Origin of the sequence: Mucilaginibacter sp. KACC 22773, assembly GCF_028736215.1 — a bacterium.
Classification (GTDB): Bacteria; Bacteroidota; Bacteroidia; order Sphingobacteriales; family Sphingobacteriaceae; genus Mucilaginibacter.
This window is the reverse complement of sequence record NZ_CP117883.1, coordinates 7,091,441-7,111,989: the sequence shown is the minus strand read 5'-3', so window position 1 is coordinate 7,111,989 and position 20,549 is coordinate 7,091,441. Positions and strand designations below refer to the sequence as shown.

General features: G+C 44.0%; 12 protein-coding genes. 5 read left to right on the top strand and 7 right to left on the bottom strand.

What is annotated here, in order from left to right; translation table 11 throughout:
- Positions 1–29 precede the first annotated feature (29 nt).
- A complete protein-coding gene (apaG, locus tag PQ469_RS29515; protein WP_274210860.1) occupies positions 30–416 on the top strand; it encodes a Co2+/Mg2+ efflux protein ApaG in 387 nt (128 codons plus the stop codon).
- Positions 417–558: 142 nt separating this feature from the next.
- Here the strand turns inward: apaG and PQ469_RS29510 are convergent, their stop codons facing one another.
- Positions 559–858 (bottom strand): hypothetical protein, encoded by a 300-nt coding sequence (locus PQ469_RS29510; protein WP_274210859.1) that lies wholly within the window; start codon positions 856–858, stop codon positions 559–561.
- 729 nt (positions 859–1,587) lie between these two features.
- Here PQ469_RS29510 and PQ469_RS29505 point away from each other — a divergent pair.
- Together PQ469_RS29505 and PQ469_RS29500 are read left to right on the top strand one after the other, a co-directional pair.
- Positions 1,588–5,085 carry an RICIN domain-containing protein gene (locus tag PQ469_RS29505; RefSeq protein WP_274210858.1) on the top strand — a complete coding sequence of 1,166 codons (3,498 nt, stop codon included), beginning with the start codon at positions 1,588–1,590 and terminating at the stop codon, positions 5,083–5,085.
- A complete protein-coding gene (locus PQ469_RS29500) occupies positions 5,075–5,773 on the top strand; it encodes a hypothetical protein (protein WP_274210857.1) in 699 nt (232 codons plus the stop codon). Before PQ469_RS29505 ends, PQ469_RS29500 begins: the two co-directional genes overlap by 11 nt.
- 320 nt (positions 5,774–6,093) lie before the next feature.
- On the opposite strand, the gene PQ469_RS29495 is transcribed toward PQ469_RS29500, so the two are convergent.
- Together PQ469_RS29495 and ppsA are read right to left on the bottom strand one after the other, a co-directional pair.
- Entirely contained in the window at positions 6,094–9,918 is a 3,825-nt protein-coding gene (locus tag PQ469_RS29495) for an SIR2 family protein (protein WP_274210856.1), read from the bottom strand.
- Between the two features lie 756 nt (positions 9,919–10,674).
- Positions 10,675–13,329 (bottom strand): phosphoenolpyruvate synthase, encoded by a 2,655-nt coding sequence (ppsA, locus tag PQ469_RS29490; RefSeq protein ID WP_274210855.1) that lies wholly within the window; start codon positions 13,327–13,329, stop codon positions 10,675–10,677.
- A 436-nt stretch (positions 13,330–13,765) separates the two neighbouring features.
- Here ppsA and PQ469_RS29485 point away from each other — a divergent pair, with 436 nt between their 5' ends.
- A complete protein-coding gene (locus PQ469_RS29485) occupies positions 13,766–14,143 on the top strand; it encodes a DUF6249 domain-containing protein (RefSeq protein WP_274210854.1) in 378 nt (125 codons plus the stop codon).
- A gap of 73 nt (positions 14,144–14,216) precedes the next feature.
- Here the strand turns inward: PQ469_RS29485 and lnt are convergent, their stop codons facing one another.
- Genes lnt through rsmI form a run of 3 tightly spaced genes read right to left on the bottom strand, consistent with a single transcriptional unit; the run spans position 14,217 to position 17,151 of the window.
- Entirely contained in the window at positions 14,217–15,842 is a 1,626-nt protein-coding gene (gene lnt / locus PQ469_RS29480) for an apolipoprotein N-acyltransferase (protein ID WP_274210853.1), read from the bottom strand.
- 20 nt (positions 15,843–15,862) lie between these two features.
- Positions 15,863–16,399 (bottom strand): DUF1572 domain-containing protein, encoded by a 537-nt coding sequence (locus PQ469_RS29475; protein WP_090653343.1) that lies wholly within the window; start codon positions 16,397–16,399, stop codon positions 15,863–15,865.
- Positions 16,400–16,401: 2 nt separating this feature from the next.
- Complete coding sequence (rsmI, locus tag PQ469_RS29470) at positions 16,402–17,151, bottom strand: 16S rRNA (cytidine(1402)-2'-O)-methyltransferase (protein ID WP_090653344.1); 750 nt, start codon at positions 17,149–17,151, stop codon at positions 16,402–16,404.
- Positions 17,152–17,299: 148 nt separating this feature from the next.
- Between rsmI and serS the strand changes: the two genes are divergently transcribed.
- Positions 17,300–18,571 carry a serine--tRNA ligase gene (gene serS / locus PQ469_RS29465; RefSeq protein ID WP_274210852.1) on the top strand — a complete coding sequence of 424 codons (1,272 nt, stop codon included), beginning with the start codon at positions 17,300–17,302 and terminating at the stop codon, positions 18,569–18,571.
- Between the two features lie 78 nt (positions 18,572–18,649).
- Here the strand turns inward: serS and nadB are convergent, their stop codons facing one another.
- The gene (gene nadB / locus PQ469_RS29460; RefSeq protein WP_274210851.1) at positions 18,650–20,242 is read right to left on the bottom strand and encodes an L-aspartate oxidase; all 1,593 of its coding nucleotides are present in this window, start codon (positions 20,240–20,242) and stop codon (positions 18,650–18,652) included.
- Positions 20,243–20,549: the final 307 nt, after the last annotated feature.

Sequence of the window (20,549 nt, the reverse complement as noted above, 5' to 3'; positions counted from 1 at the left end):
TATTTGAATTTAAACGAGACAATATCCTCATGGTTACCACTATTACAGAAGGTGTTAAGGTTTCCATAGAAACCATATATCAGCCCGAGTATTCTAACCCGGCTAATGATCATTTTATGTTTGCCTATAAGGTGAGCATCGAGAATATGAGCAATTATGCTATCCAGCTAATTAGCCGCCACTGGTATATTTTTGATTCCAACGGCGCCAAGCGCGAAGTGGAAGGCGAAGGTGTGGTAGGCCAGCAACCGGTGATAGAACCCGGCCATGCGCACGAATACGTTTCGGGCTGCAACCTTAAAACCGATATGGGCAGCATGAAAGGCGAATACCAGATGACCCGCCTGATAGATAACGCCAGCTTTAATGTGCAAATCCCCGAATTTTATTTGATTGCACCGTATAGGATGAATTAAAGAGTCAAGAGATTAGAATCAAGAATTAAGACAAAAAATATAAAGCCTGGATAAGTGATTGTCCGGGCTTTTTTGTGGGGAAGATGAAAAATCAAATGCTACCCAATGATGGCCTGAGTGAGTAAAACAGCTCAAGCTCAAATCACCCCCGCAATTGGATTGTTCTGATTAAAAATTCAAAGTCCAAAGCCTTACCACTTCTGTCTTTAAAATCAGATTCAGAAAGTTCAACGAAGCCCCGGTGTTTAAGCCATCTGTTCAGAATATAAAACCACTCTTCTTCCCCGCGCTCGTAAAGGTTTACAATATCGTCGGTATGTAGCAGGACTAAATCATGTGCCCTTAAAAACTTCTGTGCATGACTATAAACAAAGACAATACTTTTTTCTTCATAACCTAAGTTCAGGTAAAAGTCAATAAAATCCTGCTGGCTTTTAGCCATTCTGTCTTTTGGATTACTTTTGATTTTCACCTTCCATTTCCTGTGACTTTTAAAAAGTATAAAAAAGAAATAAAGAATGCCGGACACCAATACAATTGCGAAAAAACTCAGGATAAAAAATAACCGGTGTGCCATCATAAACAATTGAGTTGTAAATTTAAATTATACAGATAATTGGAGGAAAAGGTACAAAATAATCACACGGTTTTAAGCGCGGATCTTGTATTAGGCCTGAGTGATTTTGCGACAGGTTTGGATAGTTGGGGATATTAGACTCGGAGTCCTGAAAGAGTGAAATATCCTGCCCCCGAGGGTTGTTTTAAAGCGGCAGCATATACCCCCTCTCATCCGCTGTAAGGAATAGCAACGAATACCGGCCCCGCGCATTGTGCCCAATGTCAATAAAGAATAGAGGTCGATTTAATGTCGACCACCGGATAAACAATTTCGAATCAAAGGAAAATTTTCGGTGTTGGATATTCGAAATTCAGTGTTCGATATTGTTTTTCATAGCTGCCTTTCTTAACAATTGTAGCCCGACCCGACCAAAGGAGGGTTACGCCATAATTATTGTGTCGCCTAAATAGTTTGGTAGTCTTCTTCTGTCCCTCATCCAATTGCTATGCGCTTAATCTCCTGGTTTCCCGGTGATCGATTTAGCAACTTAAAACTACAAGGTAGTTCACCCTTTTATTCGTAATGCGGTCTAATACATACAAAAAAAGTATCGTGAAAATTAAACCCGCTGTTTTTAAGTTGGATAGACTGTACAAATTGGGCCTGTCTGCTTTGACCATAATGGCTTCTTCGTATGTTTCGGCTCAAACCACCAGTGCAAGTAACTACTTTGTTGCCCAACCCGTTCCGGATAGGACGGTGATATTTGGAGTTGCGGATGCGGGCGTTTCTAAACCCATTACGTTTGGATTAGATTTGGCCTGGCTCAGCGAAGAAAACGTGAGGCGGGGAGTAGCCTTTATGGGTGCGGATAGGGTGCGCCTGGTGCGGTCCTCCTTTACGCCAACTTCCGCATTGGTAAATGGCGACCTTGCGCCCGCGGAACTCACCACACTTAATAAACGAATAAATATAATTAATACCTGGCTGGGCCCAAATACCAAAGTGGTGTTAAATGACGACAACCCCACGGTTGATCCCTCGTTTGCTGGCAATGCCACTAATTGGGCGCAACTAATAGATGTAACTACCCGTCGGCACCAGGATGCCGGACACACCGTAGTTACCGTCTCGCCATTTAATGAGCCCGATAACCCATCGAGCACACAAGGTTCGGTTACCGATTTTTTTAATATTGCCGGCTTGCTGAAAGCTAATCCCCGTTTTGCCAACATTCGTATCAGCGGGGGCAACACGCTGAATGACGATCAGGCCTTAACCTGGTACATCCCTTTAAAAGACAGGTTAGATGAAGGAAATACGCACCAGCTTGCCGGTAGTTTTGATAACTATGCCTCTTTTCAGCAAACCGTGCGAGCTAACTCCCATTATGCCACTAATGATGAGTTGCACAATGTTATGGAAGCGATGGTTGGTGCTGAATATGGTATGCAGGCCGGTATCTGGTGGGGCACAGCCGAGCTGGCCCGCGGCGAGTTTGTAAAAGCCAGCGACGGCGTTCGGCTCGGATATGCCGAACACCGCCCCAACTGGACAGCTGCATCGGTTTACCGGAACCCCGATGGCAAGGTACAGGCCTTCGCCGGCATGTCTGAACGGCAGGGCGTTACCACCACCTATCGGTTTGTATCAAAAGACAGGGACGTGTACTACAATGGTTATGGCCCGCAACGGGAATACACCATGGTAATGCCCGGCGGCGCTGCCGGCAGTTACCAGAATGGACAAACCAATGCCGAAAGGGTGGTAAATGTAACCTGGGGCGAGGATACTCAGCCCGTTATCAGCGGACGTTACGTACTGGTGAACCGCAATAGCGGTAAAGTACTGCAGGTTGCGGGGGGCGGTACCGCAGCAGGTACAAATCTTGTGCAGGGAACCAATACCGGGGCCGCTTATCAGCAATGGGATGTAACCCCGGTTGATTCAAGAATAGGGGGCGACTTTAGCTACTTTAGCTTTATTAATGTAAACAGCAGTAAAGCGGCAGACCTCTTTAATTTTTCGCTGGACAATGGTGCTACCATCGACGCATGGGACGATAATAAAAACGCCGCCCAGCAATGGTACCTGGAATATACCCAGGATGGCTGGTTTTATATCCGCAGCCGTTACAGTGCAAAATGTATTGATGTATTTAATGGCAGCACCGCAGATGGGGCAAACATCTGCCAATGGGATAAAAATGGGGGAACCAACCAGCAATGGCGTCTTCTGCCTGTTGGTGCAGCGGTGGAATTTGTTGCGCCGGCTACACCCACCAATCTGGTTTCCAAGGCAAATGCCGAATCTGTACTGTTGAGCTGGACTGCCAGCCCCGACAAAGACGTGGCCGGGTATAACATTTATCGTTCAGCAACGACGGGGGGTACCTATACTACCATCGCACGCAACATAACCTCAACCTCTTTTGTAGATAATACCACCACCATAAACGGAACATACTTTTATAAAATAAAAGCGGTAGATAAATCCCTGAATTTTTCGGCTTATTCAACTGAGGTTTCGGCTGCTACAACGGGAGCTAAAAATCTTGTTGTTCAACTCCAATTCGAAGGGAATACCCGCGATAGCTCAATAAATTTAAACCACGGGGCATCGTATGGCGATGTTTCATTCGTTGCGGGTAAGATTGGTAAACAGGCAATTGCGCTCAACGGTACAAATACTTTTGTACAACTGCCGGCAACTTTGGCAAATCAGCAAAGTATTACCATTGCCGCGTGGGTTTATTGGAACGGAGGGGCTGCCTGGCAACGCATCTTCGATTTTGGGAACGACCAGGATCAATATCTGTTTTTAACCCCAAATGGCGGGGCGGGACTACGTTTTGCCATTAAGAACGGCGGGGCCGAGCAAGGTTTAGAAGCAGCGGCACTGCCTTCGGGGAAGTGGAGCCATGTGGCTGTAACCTTAGATACGGCCGGTGCAACCATATATGTTAATGGCGAAAAAGTGGCTTCCTCTGCTGCTATCACCATACGGCCGTTGGATTTTAAACCCATACTGAACTACATAGGCCGCAGTCAATACCCCGATCCATTGTTTAACGGTAATATCGACGATTTCAGGGTGTACAACTACGCTTTATCGGCAAGCGAAATTACCCAGCTGACAGGAGGCCTCCAAACCATTACGTTTAACACCATTCCCCGGAAAAAAGCGGGCGACGCCGATTTTGATGCCGGCGCGACAGCAAGCTCGGGCTTGCCGGTAAGTTATTCCAGCAGCGATACCAACGTTGCAACTATTGTTAATGGGAAAATACATGTAGCCGGCCCGGGAACAAGTATAATTACCGCATCGCAGCAGGGCAATAATATTTATACCGCGGCAACCCCTGTTAACCAAGCCTTAACGGTAGCGCTGCCGGTAACCAACTTTAGCATATCGGTAACCAGCGCCACCTGTAAAGGGAAAAATAATGGGTCGATAAATATCAAAGCGGCCGAATCTTTAAATTATACCGCCACTATTACCGGAAATAGCGTAAGCACGCCCTATCAGTTTACAGATTCCCTGCAGGTGCAAAATTTAGCGGCCGGCAGTTATGCTGTTTGTATAACAATAGCCGGAAAAACGGACAATCTGCAATGTGACAACGTAGTAGTAACCGAGCCGAAAGATTTGTCGGTTTATTCAACCGTAAACACAAGTGCCAATAGTGTAAGTTTAAATTTGCAGGGCGGCGCCAGCTACAATATAAACCTAAACGGTATGTTGTACGCCACAACAGAAAGCCTGGTAACCCTGTCCCTTTCAAAAGGAATGAATAAGCTTACCGTTACTACCGATAAGGAATGCCAGGGAATTATACAAAAAGACATCATCGTAGCTAATAAGGCGCTGGTTTATCCCAACCCTTTTGAAAGTACGTTAAACCTCAGTATTGGCAATGATGTTGTTAACAAGGCCGCTGTGCAAATCTGTAGCGTAAAAACCGGGCAGGTGCTTTATGCTAAGCAATATTCCAATCAATCGGGCATCATTTCTTTAGATCTGTCCAGTCTTGCGAAGGGCGTGTATATCCTAAAGCTGTCATTAGATAATTCCGAAACGCTATATAAAATAATAAAAAATGAAAAGTAGATTATTAATAACCGTATTGTTTTTAATAGCGACGGCGGGCTGCGGGAAAAAGAGCGCCCCTGCGCCCGTCCCGGATTTTACGCCAGGCAAAGCAACATTAACGCTTCCCAAACAAAATGAGGCCTGCACAAGCGGAACAATTATTTCTGCAACCCAAAGTTCTGTTTTGTTTACATGGGCTGCTTCAAACAATGCCGATAGTTATGATTTAAACCTCAAAAACCTTTTAACGGGGCTTACCACATCGCAAACTGCAAGCACTACACAACTGCAAATAACCCTATTCAGAAACACGCCATATTCGTGGTATATCGTATCAAAATCAAGCAAATCGGCAACTACGGTACAGAGCGATACCTGGAAATTTTATAATGCCGGTGCGGGCACCGTATCGTATGCCCCTTACCCGGCGGATGTTGTTGCGCCCGCTATCGGCCAAAATGTTGCGGCCCCGACCGGTACGGTTAACCTGAGCTGGAAAGGCAGTTCTGTTGGCAGTAATATTACCGGCTATGATGTATATTTCGGTACAAGTACATCACCAGCGGTTTTAAAAAACAACGTTATAGATAATTTCTATAATAATGTTAGTGTACTATCGGGACTACAATATTATTGGAAAATTGTAACCAAAGATGCCAATGGTAATACTTCCGATTCAGGCTTATTCCAGTTTAAAGTGAACTAAGTTTTGTAACCGTTGATACTCAACACTACCGCAAGGCATACTTTTCGGGGATGTATGAGGCATATAGCCTGTGGTAAACCAAACAACGGGAAGAATGGGGAGCTGGTTTTTAGCAGCAAAGTGTACTGTACAGGTGACACACCCTGACACACCCTGGTACGGGGTGGAACGCCCTGGTACACCCTGGTACGGGGTGGTACACCACTGGTGGTTAATATTTTTAAGTAAAACGAAGCGTTCTGGTTGTTACCACAGGTTAGCAGCAAATCCGCTGCCAGGCGTTCGGACAGCGGGGGATCGCTATAAAAGGATTCACAGGCCTATGCATCGATGATTTTTTTAAATCTTGAAATCATCATTAGCTGTTGGGTACTATTATACCTGGTCGTCTTGGCTTGCTGAACCCAGAAGTCGATCGCTTTGTGTTTAACATCCCATTCTTTCAGAACAAAGGCAATTATTACCAATTTCTCTTCGATGTAAGCGATGTCTGCGTTAACTAACATGACGGTACTGTATTTTTCAAGGATCTGTAAAAAATAAGGTGTGAAAACCCTTAGACGTTCATTTCTTTTCTTATCTGCTATCCAACTTGATAGGTAACTGAGGCTTGCTTCCACACCGGGTTCGTGCTGGAAAAGTACTTTGTTCAGTATGATTCCCACAATTACAGGATCCACTTTTCCAAAGCTTATATCTTTGCTAACTTCACTTAAAGACCACACGACGGGTTTTTGTTCATCGCTTAGCAGGCCTTTGGCTAATGAATCATATTCACGCTGGGTATTGAAAAGTTTATGTGCCAATTCCCGGAGCATGTTATAATCAGATTCCGAACGCAATTTATTGGCTTCGGCTATCAAAAAAATTACGATGTCTTCCAATACCTCTGCAAAAGAGAAGAATACTCGGTCTTCATTGATAACAGGTTCGAGCAAGAGTAAAGTATCCTTCGCCTTCCGATACAATTCTTTAATTTCCTCACTTGACCATTGTATTCCTTTCTTGTTGACCGAGTTTCTGGTTATTTTGGATATGGTGATGCTTTCGATTCCGCCTGATATCTTATTTTTTTCTATGCCAGTGTACCAAAGTGAGTGATGTTTTAATATCGCAGATTTAATTCGATTGACCACTTGCCTATCCTGATGAATAAAGAACAGTATAATATGCCATACGCGGGTGTTTTTGACTGTAGTATAGTCCTCCTGCCGTAATTTTTCCTTGATAGCTTCTATTTGATGGGCATTGAGCAGGCTATAAGTGTTGCCCAAAGCGAAGAGGTTGGAATCAATATTACCATGTAATCCATTGATCAGGCTGTCTGTTTCAGGCCTAAAAAAACGGCTTATCGCTTCGCTGCTTCTAATCACTTTAAAGTGCTGGTTGAAATTCAGGTGATACAGGTAATCAATGGCCGTCGTTTCTTTGCCTTTAATGATACTTTGAAAGCAGTCCTTTACAACATCAAGGATAAGTTCCTTACTTTTTATAAATTTTATTCCTTTAGTGAAAAATGGAATTTCTGCGTCATGGCGATCTGAAAATGCATGATTGTTGCGAACAGCATTTTTCCATGCCAGCTTAAAGCCGGCTTCCCAAACATCGGGTTCAACCGCAACGAGTAATTCAGACAGGATATAAAAAGCATGACTGGTCATATGAGCAGGCGCTGTTCGCAAGGCGTGGAACAGGTTGCTGCATATTAAGGGCAATTCGCCGTTCAACATATCACTGTATGCATAATCCTGCCCGACTCTTTTCAGGAAATCATCACTGCCATATTGCAAACTATAATATAGGAACGCAAAGGGATATTGCTCAAATCCTATTTTGAAAACCGGGTACCAGTCAATGTGCGATTGGAAATTGATCCTGTCAATTGACAATTGAGTGCCTGATTCCGCTAAAAGTGCAAGATACTGGATGGCCATTTCCTTTTGGGTAAACGTTATCCATTGTGAGGAGTTCCCGGTAGAGAAGCGGCCTTTTCCATATGGTTGGATCTTTTCAGGCTTGGAAGCGAGTTCCTTCTGCAGGTATCTGAAATTTTTACTCAGGTTCCTAAATCCATTACTTTCGTAATGTGCGATGAGATTATCCAGTTTCTTGTCACGCTGCCAGCTAAGAGATAGTTTAAAGTAGGCAATTAATTCAGTGGCGTACATTTTTTCCTCGCCGGAAAAATCGTCTGTAAGCGCAATATAGTCAGTTAACAACAGTCCCGCAGCTCCAGGGTCAAAAATAGAAAGAAATCCCGCCTTTTTAATTACATCTCTTTTAACAGGCTGCCAGGATTCCAGTTGATCCCGGAGAAGATCAAACTGAAGGTTGTAAGCGCTTTGCAAAATTTGATCGTATATCGCGAAATCATCTGATGGCAGCCCTGGATTTTTTAGTGCCTTCCATCGATCCAAAAGTGTTCTGGTTAACTGTGCCGTGGATGGATAGCTCAGCATAGTGTTGATGGTTTCGTCGTCAAGGATGTTTGCGATCGGAACAAAATAATCCTTTACGGCATAAAGTATTAGGAGGCAGATAGATTCGCAATGATCCGGTGCTGTTTCCTTAGTTTTTTTGAGGAGATTAGGGGTCGCCTGGATCAGCCTGTGCTGGCTGTTGGTGTAAGCATGATTAACATCGGGAAGAAAAATATGCGTACTTATCCTATCAAGTTTAACAAGCATGTTCTCAACTTCCGTTTGCGGGATTATTTTCACTGGTGTTTGGATATAAAGTTCCCTCCATGTGGTTATCCGGTCCTGTTCACTGGAAAGATCTTTAAGTGGGACATGTGGTGTAATACCGTTGTCATCACCCAGATATTCTAGGAAAAGACGGAGCGCTTCCCCTATGCCAACGGCTTCGCTTTTTCCGGAAATTATTTTTAAAACATCCGGGTTTCGGATTGGAACCCGGATAATGCTATGGTTTTCATAAAACAGCTGTTTGTCAGGTGCATCTTCATGGGTGCCAATATCAATCAGGTAGATCTTGTAATCCGGTTCATCAGTGCTTTTTGCTACCTGCTTATAAAGGATGTCCCGGACCCAGCTTATCCATGCCAGAAAATTAGGATCCACGCCGGAAAACCCAATTAGACAAAATGATTCCTGTAAAAGCGATATCCGCATAAGCTGGGTGAATGCTTCATGTTTACTAGGATAATTTTCATAATCATCACCGGATATCACGTACTGCATTTTAAAATCGCCGTCAAACTCAAAGCGGTTACTGCTTTTTTCCTCTATAGAGCGCAGCGAGCCGTGCAGTTTTACAATGTTGCGGTTGCGCCTTAGCTTCAAACCTGCCGCATAGGTGATAATCCGATAATTATTATTCAGGGAGGTCTCCAGATTCCTCACCTGTTGTTCTTTCTCATCCTTGTGGTCACGTAATCTCCCAAGGCGGTTATGCAAATCAAACAATCTTTGTCTGCGGTTAGTTTCTGCTTGCTCGTCCGGTTTAAGGTCGATATCTGCATGGCTAGTTGGTTTAAGATCGGCATCCGCATACGGTGAAGCCAGTCGTTCTAATTGGTCGATCTCCTTTCTGCAGGCTGTCTCTTCCTCCAGGATTTGGGTTATTTCTCCTTCAGTTAATTTTATTTTGCCAAGGAGATCTTCCGCGATAGAAGGGTCGATGCAACAATCCAGTAGTTCATCATAATTGGTAGTGTATATATTATTCCAAGGCAACTGGATAACCGTTCTGTGAAGTGCGAGCTTTTCATAGGGTAATTCCTGCCTTTCATTTTTGGTAACGAGGTACTGTTTCCCGTTCAACTTCTCAATAAAAGGAGTTCTTTCTTCAATATATGTTGCAATGGCTTCAGTATACCCCACCTTTTTGATGAATTCAGATACTATATTTAAATATCCTTTAGCACGGAGTATTTCGGAAACTTTCTGTTTATTGAAAGCGGTTTTCGTCATCCGGGTGCGTTTAACGGCATGCCTTAAATGCTCCCGGAAGGCACTGGAAATCTCTTCGGAATATAATTCCTCTACCAAGTCAAATAATAGTTCATCCCAGGTTGGGAACTTTGTGCTGACATTTTTGCTGAAACCCGAACCAACCAATAAGGACATCTGGTTTGATGATAACTTTTTCCGAAGTGTTTTAAGGTGTTTTTCGTAATTCATAGCTAAAGTTTGCCCAAAATGCTCATGTTTGAAAGAAAGCACGATGGTTGGCAATTTCTGTGGAATTTATAATAAAAATTTCTTACTTAATTATTCTTCTACAAAGGGATCAAAATTGACGTAAAGCCGGTTTTTCGGAAGTACGGGGAACTGACCTTGATGATTGTCTCTGAAGCTTCGTTATCCAAAATGACCATAAAGTTGGGGTCAATAGGTTACCGCAATACCTAACGGAAGTTGGCTCTGCCCTTGTTGGTGTTTCTCATCCTTTCCTCGCTTTGTTGGAGTTGTCTGCAAAAAATTCGTTACCCGTTATGGTGTCACAGAAAACCGAGCCGGTGAGCCACTCCGTTAGGAGTAAAATGTCGATAGAATAATTAAGCGCCCTTCCTTTTTCGTGCCGTAGGTACGCAACTGGCCACCAAAATTGGCCAATTTATCAATCCTCATTTGATATGAAATGTTCAATGGGGACGTACCTACGGCACGTAAATCTATTTTTGATCCATTTCTACCGACATTCAACCCCGGAGGGGTTTTTCCTAAAAGACAAGTATACACAGTAGTCCAAACTAAGGGAGTTGAAAAAACACCCCAATACCTACGTAGACAACCCAACAACAGCTTTGTAAAGCACTAAGCCTTCCCTTTCCTTTTTCCGCGTAAGGGATAGCAACGAATACCGGCCCCGCGCTTAATGCCTGCGGGCGTATAAGTGTATAGCCCGACCCGACCAAAGGAGGGGTACGCCATAATTCATAGTATTTCTACATATCCGTCTGTTCCGTTCACCCGGATGCGCTGCCCGTCTTTAATCAGCCGGGTAGCATGTTCTACCCCGACAACTGCCGGCAGGCCGTATTCGCGGGCTATAACTGCGCCATGGGTCATCAGTCCGCCAACTTCGGTTACCAGGCCTTTGATGGATACAAACAAGGGTGTCCAGCTGGGGTCGGTAAATGTGGTGACTAATATATCGCCATCTTCCAGGCTGGCGTTTTCCATTTTTAAAATGACACGTGCCCGGCCTTCTATAAGCCCCGACGAAACAGCCAGGCCGGCAATGGCCCCGGCCGGGAGGTGCTCCTTTTTGTATTTACCTGCACCTATCTCGCCATCGGATGTGATAACCCGTGGTGGGTTTAGTTTCTCATTTAGTTTGTGCTCGTCTTTTCGTTGGTTAATCAGTTCATAATCCAGTTTACCGCTGCGTACCACTTCGTGGAATTCCTGAAAACTGAGGTAGTAGATATCTTCTTTGTTGTTGATAACCCCGGCCTCCACCAGTTTTTCGGCTTCCCGCAGTAAGGCCTGCTTATAAACAAAGGAGCGGCTGATTATGCCATATTTTGGATATTCGCGATAACCGGCGAAATTGCGGAGCAGGCTGATCATTTGTTTTGTTTCATCGGCTTTTTGTTCGCCATGCGGCAATTGCCTTAGCCTGCTTAATAATTCTTCTTCTTTTTTCAAAGCCGCTTGCTGCCCCTGCTCAAACTTACGTTTACCGGCGCCGGGCCCAAAGTTTTTGATGTTACCAAGGATCATGGGGATAAGCATACCTGGGGTTTCGCTCCAGCGGGTTTTGGTAATGTCTATTTCGCCGGCGCAGCGCATTCCATATTTGTTAAGGTAAGCATAAATAGCATCCCGGGCTTCTTTTCCGCCCTCAACCTCAACCAGGCCGCCTAAAAAGTTATCATCCTTTACCTGTTGTAAATATTCAATCACTTTGTGATAAGGCCTTATCACATCGGCTACGTTCAATAACTCCAGGCCCATTTCTGATGTAATATTATTGGGAGCAGACTGAGCAAGCGTATCTGCCGCGTTTTTTTCGCCCAGCCATTTTTTTATGTTTTCATTAATCCACGATGATGCATCTACAGAAGCCATAATTGCGCTCATGTTTTGCGGTACGAATAAGTTTTTCTTTGATTGCTGACCATCTTCCAGGATAAAATCAAATAAGCCGGCCCCCGATTTTGTTTGGATGTTATCTTTTAACTCGTTTACCGATAGCTGGTTGCTTTTGATTAAATCAACAACGATAGCCGGATCGTTTTTGATTTGCGCCTGGATATCTGCGAACGATTTACCGGCACTGCTTTTAACACGAGGCTGTTTTTCTTTGTTGTTTTGTGCCGGTTTTATAAAATCTCCCCGTTCTACAATGGTTACAACAGCATCTTTTATGAGCGGATCGTGTTCGCCCATGGCATCTATTATCGCTTTTCGGCCAAGGGGCGTGCTTAGGTTGTCCGTAATATCAACAAACAATCTTCCGCCGGCTTTAAACATTGGCCTAAAAGCAGTTAACTGCCATAACGATAATCCCAATGGTTTCATCGCATCGGTCATCATTTGTTGATGGCCGACAGATATATAAACACGGTTTCCCGGTTCACTGTTTTCGGGGATTGGGTACAGGGTAGTAATTGGCCTGCTTTGTACAATATAAAATGTATTGTTGGTTAAACACCATTCGATGTCCTGCGGGCCGCCAAAATGTTCTTCTATCTTTCTGCCGATGCGTTCCAGCCGTAAAATTTGCCTGTCTGTTAACACCTGCCTGTTCTGACTTTTCGGCTCAATCTCCTGTTCCCGGGTGCCGCCTCCTTTTACGGCGACAACGGCCAGCTTTTTGGCAGATATTTTTTTGCCGATGATACGGCTATTGCTCACTTTGTAATTATCGGCATTTACCAGGCCCGATACCAGGGCCTCGCCAAGCCCGAAGCCGGCATCAACAGACAACACCTTCCTGTTACCGGTGACAGGATCGGCAGTAAACAAAATCCCCGCCGCCTGCGGGAAAACCATTTGCTGAACAACAACCGCCAGCTGCACTTTACGATGATTGAATCCGTTTTGGATGCGGTAAATTGCTGCCCTATCGGTAAACAGCGAGGCCCAGCATTTGCTGATATGTTTCAGGATGGCATCCCTGCCAATAATGTTTAAATAGGTGTCCTGCTGGCCTGCAAATGATGCTGTGGGCAGGTCTTCGGCTGTAGCGCTTGATCGTACAGCAAAGGCATCCTGTTCATCAAACTTTGCCAGGTGCCCCGTAATAGCGTGTGCTATATCCCCTGCAATAGCCACCCCCTCTATAACCCCGCGAATCTTCGAGCAGACGGTGCTGATACTTTCCCTTTCATCTGCCTTAAAGCCTGCTAATTCATCCAGCAGGCTGTTCAGCTCGGGGTTATTCTCCGTAATTTGTTTATACACTTCGGTGGTAACACAAAAACCCCCGGGCACCCGGATCCCCTCAATCCGGCATAGTTCGCCCAGGTTGGCGCCTTTGCCGCCTGCAACCATGGTCATTGATCTGTCTATCTCCTGGAAACTGAGCACATATTTGGGTGCTTTGTTTATTGAAATGATGTTGCTTTCTGGTATCAGCATAATGTATATTTTGAGATATGCACCCAAAAATATAAGGGATCAGCTATCAAAAAGCTGTTTTTTGACTATATTTTTTTTCTCGCAATAATCATTTAAACAGGGCGTTATCCTTACAAACAAGGGCACCGGAAATCCCAGCGGTGCCAACAGATAAAGCCAGAATATTACTGCACATTCCTGCCTCTGACTAAAATTATTTGGAAGAGTTGTTCCAGATTTGTCCGTTTTATATAGTCAATGCTTAAATGATTCATTCACAAGTAATACACCCGTCTCGCGGGACTCTTTTGGCTATTGCAAAAGAGCGGGCACTTATTTTCAATTATTTTTTGCGGTACCTGTAACCTGCTTCAAAACCATGTTGTCACAGCATACAAATACACCAGTTAGGGTGATTGAAAAAAGAACTTTATTAACTTATTAAAACATAAATAAAATGGACACCGGGAATTTAGGAATATTAGCAGGCATTATTATTACCACAGGCTTTTTTGCCATGATATTTGCCATAGTTTACTTACACAAACGCGAGCGCATGGCGATGATAGAACGGGGCATGGACCCGCGTGCATACAAACCGCAATCGGCACCTTACCAAAACTTAAAATGGGGCCTGTTGCTTGTTGGGGCTGGTGTAGGATTGTTTTTGGCCTTTGTTTTAGACCACACGATGTTCCGCAGTATATCTGACGATGACGTAGCTGCTCTTTACTTTTCACTGATAGCCATATTTGGCGGTGGCGGCTTATTCATGTCATACCGGATAGAAAAAAAGGAAGTGTTGGATAAGGAAGACGCAAGGGCGGAGAAATAATTGTACTTGAGTCAAATGAACAAAAAAGGCCTTTCTGTTAATCAGGAAGGCCTTTTTTGTAATGATAAATATTTTAAGTTATTACAGGCTTCTTTTTAACCCAAGGTTTTATGATGATAAACAGGATGATTAAAACGGCCATCCCGCTGCCGGCCATGGGTAGGTAATCGCCGTGCATCACATAAAAAGTAAGGTCGGAATTCAGGTTAATGTCTTGTTTTATGGCGGTTTTGGTCCACCATTTGGTTTGCTGCACCACATCGCCCCGCTGGTTAATAAAAGCCGAGATTCCTGTATTTGCCGACTGGGCTATCCACCTGCGGGTTTCAATGGCGCGCAATTTGGCATAGTCCAGGTGCTGGTCTTTGCCTGATGTGTTTTCCCACCAGCCATCGTTAGTAATGATAGCAATAAATTGTGCTCCCTTTTTTACCGAGCGTGCAATATATCCCCCAAAAATAGATTCATAACAGATAACCGGATCGACACCTATGCCGCTTTGCGAATAAAAAACATCGGCATCTGCCTGGCTGCCGTAGGCCCCGGTTGCGCCGCCAAGGTGTTCAAAAACAGGCTTTAAAAACGATAATGCCTTACCAAACGGCAATGATTCGGCCCCCGGAACCAGCCGCGATTTATGGTAAAATTGAACTTTGTCGCCATTTTCGATATTTAACGCGGTACTAAAACTATCTGCAAAAACGCCGGGTTGCTGTGTTGGGCTTGCGGTGGCTGTTTTGCGGGTGTTGTATAGTTTGTACGTTTCGGCCCCGGTTACCAGGTTGCCGTTTTTATAGTTGCGCAAAAAGGAATGCGCCTGCCTGTAGTAAGGATTTTGCTGTATCCGGTCTTCATCTATATAATCGGGGATGGCCGTTTCGGGCCATAAAATAAATTCGGTATTGGGCTGCGCTATGCCCTTCGAAAGGTTGACCATAATGTCAATCTGGGTGGCCGTTGGGATAGTTCCTTCCTTTTCATACGGATCGATATTGGGCTGAACAGCAACAATATTTGATGGATTGCTTTGCTCTGTGTAGTTATAATAAGTATATAACGAAAAACCCATGGGCAAAACAATGGCCAGCACAAACCCGCTGGTAAGCTTTAGCCTTAACTGTTTGGTTTGTGCTTCGCGCAGGCCAACGTAAATTAAAAAGGCCAGGATATTTACCACCCAAATCCAAACAGAGCCCCCATAAACTCCGGTGTACTCGTACCATTGAATCCATTGATGACTAACGGCAAATCCATTACCCAGGGTCATCCACGGGAAATTAAGGTCCCAGCTTTGATGCAGGTATTCGTATCCTATCCAAAGGCAAACCAGGCCGGCTAAGCCCCAGCTACGGCCGGTTAATAATCGTAAACGATAATATAGCCAGCAGGCAGTAGCCATAAGCAGTGGCCCTAATGAATAGGGGATCAGCGTAACCGGGATGGCTGCCACGTTGCCAACTTGTTTTAAGGCATTGTATACCCAATAAACAGATCCTACATTCCAAACAAAAAAGCCAATGAATGCAGTATTAAAAATCTGCTTTCCTTTTTTTGCAGATGTAGATTGGATGATGTTCTCCATTGCCAGCAGCATGGGCACAAAGCCAATAAAAAGCAGGAAAGTTGTATAAGGTGTCGGCGGCCAGGCTATCCACAAAAATAAACCGGAAAGTATGGCTAAGGGAATATTTTTTTTCATTAATAAGGGTAAAAGGGGATCTATTTAAAGGTGTCGCCGGGGTTTGCAAATTTATCAGCGTTATATTTATCGGATTTTCCTTTTGGAATAGATAGCGATTGCCATTTTGATCCTGTTATCATTTTGCCTATAAAAACAATCTGGCCGATATGATAGGGGTAATGGGCCAGTTGCCTGTTTATTGCATCTTCAATACGGTGTGGCTCGTTCCGGATTTTTACTGTTTTTTCCCAATCTTCGGCAGTTAGCGAGTTTAACGCGTTAAACAAACAATCCCAGCCCTGGTCCCAGGCGGCCATGATCTGTTCACGGGTATTAATGGTTTCTTCAAATTCTGTATCACGGTTTCGCCATTCTTTCTCACCATCGGCGATCAAAAAATTGGTCCATCGCGACAGCATATTCCCGGATAGGTGCTTGATAATAACGGCAATACTATTACTTTCGGCATTAAACTGCCAAAACAAATCGGCATCATTTAATTGGGCAAATGTTTTTTCGCCCAACTTTTTGTAATAGGCAAACTGTGTAATGGCACTCTTCAAATAAATATCCATGGCTATTCGTCGTCGTTATCGTCGTCTTTGTACTTGTTCTTTGTCGGCTTCGGTTCGGCACCGGCCACACACATTACAAACTCACCTTTTAGCGGATGTGTTTCAAAATATAATTTTACTTCGGCAACAGTTCCACGCACGGTTTCTTCGAACATTTTAGTGAGCTCGCGCGATACCGAAATGAGCCTGTCGGCACCAAAATACAAGGCCATTTCGTCCAGCGTTTTCAATAAACGGTGCGGCGACTCATATAGTATGATAGTACGCTCTTCTGTAGCCAAAAACTTATAGCGGGTCTGGCGTCCTTTTTTCAACGGCAAAAAACCCTCAAAACAAAACTTATCCGTAGGGAACCCCGAATTTACCAGCGCCGGCACAAATGCAGTAGCGCCGGGCAGGCATTCCACATCCAAATTGAATTTCAAAGCCTCGCGCACCAGGAAAAAGCCCGGATCGGATATCGCCGGCGTACCGGCATCAGATATCAGCGCGATGTTTTTCCCTTGCAGCAAAAACTTAATGATCTCGTTCGACGATTGGTGCTCATTATGCTGATGGTGTGCAAACACCTTCTGATGAATATCAAAGTGTTTTAACAGCGGTGCCGATGTACGTGTATCCTCGGCCAAAATCAGGTCAACTTCCTTCAGCACGCGAAGCGCCCGAAGCGTGATGTCTTCTAAATTACCTATTGGTGTAGGAACTAAATATAATTTGCCTGTTTGGTTCATGGTTAATAGTTCATTGTTCATAGCCTATTCGTGCATAGGCCATTGTTAGATTGTCGTAAATCAGCCATGAACTATGAACCATATGCCATGAACTTAAATTCACAAAACAGCCATGAACTATGAACCATAAACTATGAACTAATTATATCTTTGCCTAAAAAATAAAATAATGCTGCAAGTTAGTTATATCCGGGATAACCGGGAACAGGTTTTGGAACGTTTGGCTGTAAAAAATTTTAAACAGCCCGAACTGGTTGATGAGTTGATAGGGTTAGATGACAAACGTCGCTCCACCCAAACCAGTATGGATAACGTTTCGGCCGAGGCCAATGCAGCATCAAAACAAATTGGCGACCTGATGCGTGTCGGCAAAAAAGCCGAAGCAGAAGAGATTAAAGCCAAAACCGGTGCCTGGAAAGAAGACATCAAAAAATTTGGCGATCAACTGGCCGCAACCGAAGAGGAGCTTTACCAAAAACTGGTATTACTCCCAAACCTGCCGCATAGTTCGGTTCCCAAAGGCTTAACGCCTGAAGAAAACGAAATTGTTTTAGAGAATGGTGCAAAGCCGGAATTGCCCGCCAATGCCCAGCCACATTGGGAACTGGCTGCAAAATATAACCTGATTGATTTTGAATTGGGTGTTAAAATAACCGGCGCCGGTTTCCCGGTTTATAAAAATAAGGGTGCCAAACTGCAAAGGGCGCTCATCAATTATTTTATCGACGAAGCCGAAAAAGCAGGTTACGGCGAAGTGAGTGTACCGCTGATGGTTAATAAGGACTCTGGTTTTGGCACCGGTCAGCTTCCCGATAAAGAAGGACAGATGTATTTTGTAAATGAGGACGAGCTATACCTGATACCTACTGCCGAGGTACCTATCACCAACATCTTCCGCGACGTAATATTAAAGGGGGATGATTTGCCCGTTAAGCATTGCGGGCATACGCCATGTTTCCGTCGCGAGGCGGGCTCTTATGGCGCGCATGTGCGCGGGCTAAACCGCCTGCACCAGTTTGATAAGGTAGAGATTGTACAGGTGGTACACCCGGATAAATCATACGAAACATTGGAGCTAATGAGTGCCCATGTACAGGGATTGCTACAAAATCTGGGCTTACCATACCGCGTGCTGCGCTTATGTGGTGGCGATATGGGCTTTGCATCGGCTTTAACTTATGACATGGAAACCTGGAGCGCGGCACAACAACGCTGGTTGGAAGTATCATCCGTATCAAACTTCGAAACATTCCAGAGCAACAGGCTGAAACTCCGTTTCCGCAATTCCGAAGGCAAAACACAATTAGCACACACCTTAAATGGAAGCGCGCTGGCTTTGCCACGTATTGTTGCTACTTTATTAGAGAATAACCAAACTGAAAAAGGGATTAAAATACCAGAGGTATTGGTACCTTACACTAAGTTTGAATGGATTAATTAAGTCCGGGACAAGAAAGATTATATTATTTTAAGCGAACTTAGGTTCGCTTAAAATAATATTCGCAACAAAGTCTATTTTCTAAAACACCGTATCTTTAACTTCCTCCGCATGAACCGGGTAATCTGTAGTATAATGCAACCCACGGCTTTCTTTCCTTAACATAGCCGATTTTACTACAATGAATGATACCTGTATCAGGTTACGCAGTTCGCATAACTTTACGGATAGTTTAGTTTTTTTGTAGAACGATTCTGTTTCTTCATACAATAAACCTAAACGGCGCATGGCACGTTCCAGCCTAAAATCGGAGCGGACGATACCCACGTAGTCGTTCATCAACTTTTGCATTTCGCGTACATTGTGGGTTACCAGGATATCTTCATTTGATAGTTGTACGCCATGCTCGTCCCAGTCAGGGATATTGTCAGGTATTACATTTTTTTCAAATTTATCAACAGCATCTTCATAAATACGGTGTGCAAATACCAAAGCTTCTAATAACGAATTGGATGCCAAACGGTTGGCGCCATGCAGCCCGGTTGATGAGCATTCGCCGCAGGCATATAACCTTAATATAGATGACTGCCCAACATGATTAACCATAATACCCCCACACATATAATGGCAGGCCGGCGCAACGGGTATCATATCCTTGGTCATATCTATCCCAATTTCCAGGCATTTGGCATATATATTAGGGAAATGATTTAAGATATCTTTTTTGCTGCGATGACGGATATCCAGGTACACAAAATCTTCGCCCGATTTTTTGATCTCGGCATCAATAGCTCTTGCTGTTATATCCCTTGGTGCCAATGATTTACGCGGATCGTACTCCTGCATAAACTCTTCACCGTTGGTACGTTTTAATACACCGCCAAAACCACGCACTGCTTCGGATATCAGGAATGATGGGTATTCTCCGGGGTTATATAAAGCGGTTGGGTGAAACTGGATAAACTCCATATTCCTTACTTTACCCTTAGCCCGGTAAACCATGGCAATACCGTCACCGGTAGCGATGGTAGGGTTTGTGGTGATAGAGTAGATATGGCCGGCACCACCCGATGCCATTACGGTTACTTTCGACAGGATCTTTTCCACAACATTGCTTTCGGTGTTGAAAGCGTAAATACCGTAACACGTAATATCGGTACTCGATTTACCTACCAATTCGCCCAAATGGTGTTGGGTAATCAGGTCTACAGCAAAATAATGTGTCAGGATCTCGATATTCGGATTTTTGTGGATCTCTTCTAATAACGACCGTTCAATTTCCAGCCCGGTTACATCCTTGTAATGCAGTACCCTGAATTCGGAGTGGCCGCCCTCTTTTGCCAGGTCGTAAAAGCCTTCGTTGGTCTTGTCAAAATTGGTTCCGTAATCAATAATTTCGTTAATCCGCTCGGGGCCTTCTTTAACAACGGCTTCTACAACTTCGCGGTCGCAAAGGCCGTCGCCGCTTATTAAGGTGTCTTCGATGTGTTTTTCAAAAGAATCTTCCTTTTTATCAACAACTACTGCTACACCGCCCTGGGCATACTTAGTGTTCGATTCGTCTTCGTTTGATTTTGTAACTATCAGCACCTTACCGTGTTTGGCTGCCTTAAGGGCAAAACTTAATCCGGCGATGCCTGATCCTACGATCAGAAAATCAACATTTCGGGTCATATTTTATGTATATATGTGTAAAAGTACACTTTGTGTTAATAACGGGTATAAAAGATGTTAATTTCGTGTAAACAAATAGCTAACAAATAATCAAAGTGTGGAGAACTCCATTTTTGATGCTGAAAGTGAAAAAATTTTCAGCGACTTTTGCGCAGTTTAAACACTAAAGCTAACATTTTACAGGTTACCTAATTATTAACAAATAACTTTTTAAATTAATATTTGATTGTCATACAAATCACAGGATCAACTCAATAGAAAATAAAAACCTGTGGAAAACTGTTAATAAAAAGTGAAAAATAACTTT

Bases quoted from the DNA above. Each gene is read 5' to 3' on its own strand.
- apaG (WP_274210860.1), top strand. From the start codon at position 30: ATGGTTACCACTATTACAGAAGGTGTTAAGGTTTCCATAGAAACCATA.
- PQ469_RS29510 (WP_274210859.1), bottom strand. From the start codon at position 858: ATGGCTAAAAGCCAGCAGGATTTTATTGACTTTTACCTGAACTTAGGT.
- PQ469_RS29500 (WP_274210857.1), top strand. From the start codon at position 5,075: ATGAAAAGTAGATTATTAATAACCGTATTGTTTTTAATAGCGACGGCG.
- PQ469_RS29495 (WP_274210856.1), bottom strand. From the start codon at position 9,918: ATGAATTACGAAAAACACCTTAAAACACTTCGGAAAAAGTTATCATCA.
- ppsA (WP_274210855.1), bottom strand. From the start codon at position 13,329: ATGCTGATACCAGAAAGCAACATCATTTCAATAAACAAAGCACCCAAA.
- PQ469_RS29485 (WP_274210854.1), top strand. From the start codon at position 13,766: ATGGACACCGGGAATTTAGGAATATTAGCAGGCATTATTATTACCACA.
- lnt (WP_274210853.1), bottom strand. From the start codon at position 15,842: ATGAAAAAAAATATTCCCTTAGCCATACTTTCCGGTTTATTTTTGTGG.
- PQ469_RS29475 (WP_090653343.1), bottom strand. From the start codon at position 16,399: ATGGATATTTATTTGAAGAGTGCCATTACACAGTTTGCCTATTACAAA.
- rsmI (WP_090653344.1), bottom strand. From the start codon at position 17,151: ATGAACAATGAACTATTAACCATGAACCAAACAGGCAAATTATATTTA.
- serS (WP_274210852.1), top strand. From the start codon at position 17,300: ATGCTGCAAGTTAGTTATATCCGGGATAACCGGGAACAGGTTTTGGAA.
- nadB (WP_274210851.1), bottom strand. From the start codon at position 20,242: ATGACCCGAAATGTTGATTTTCTGATCGTAGGATCAGGCATCGCCGGA.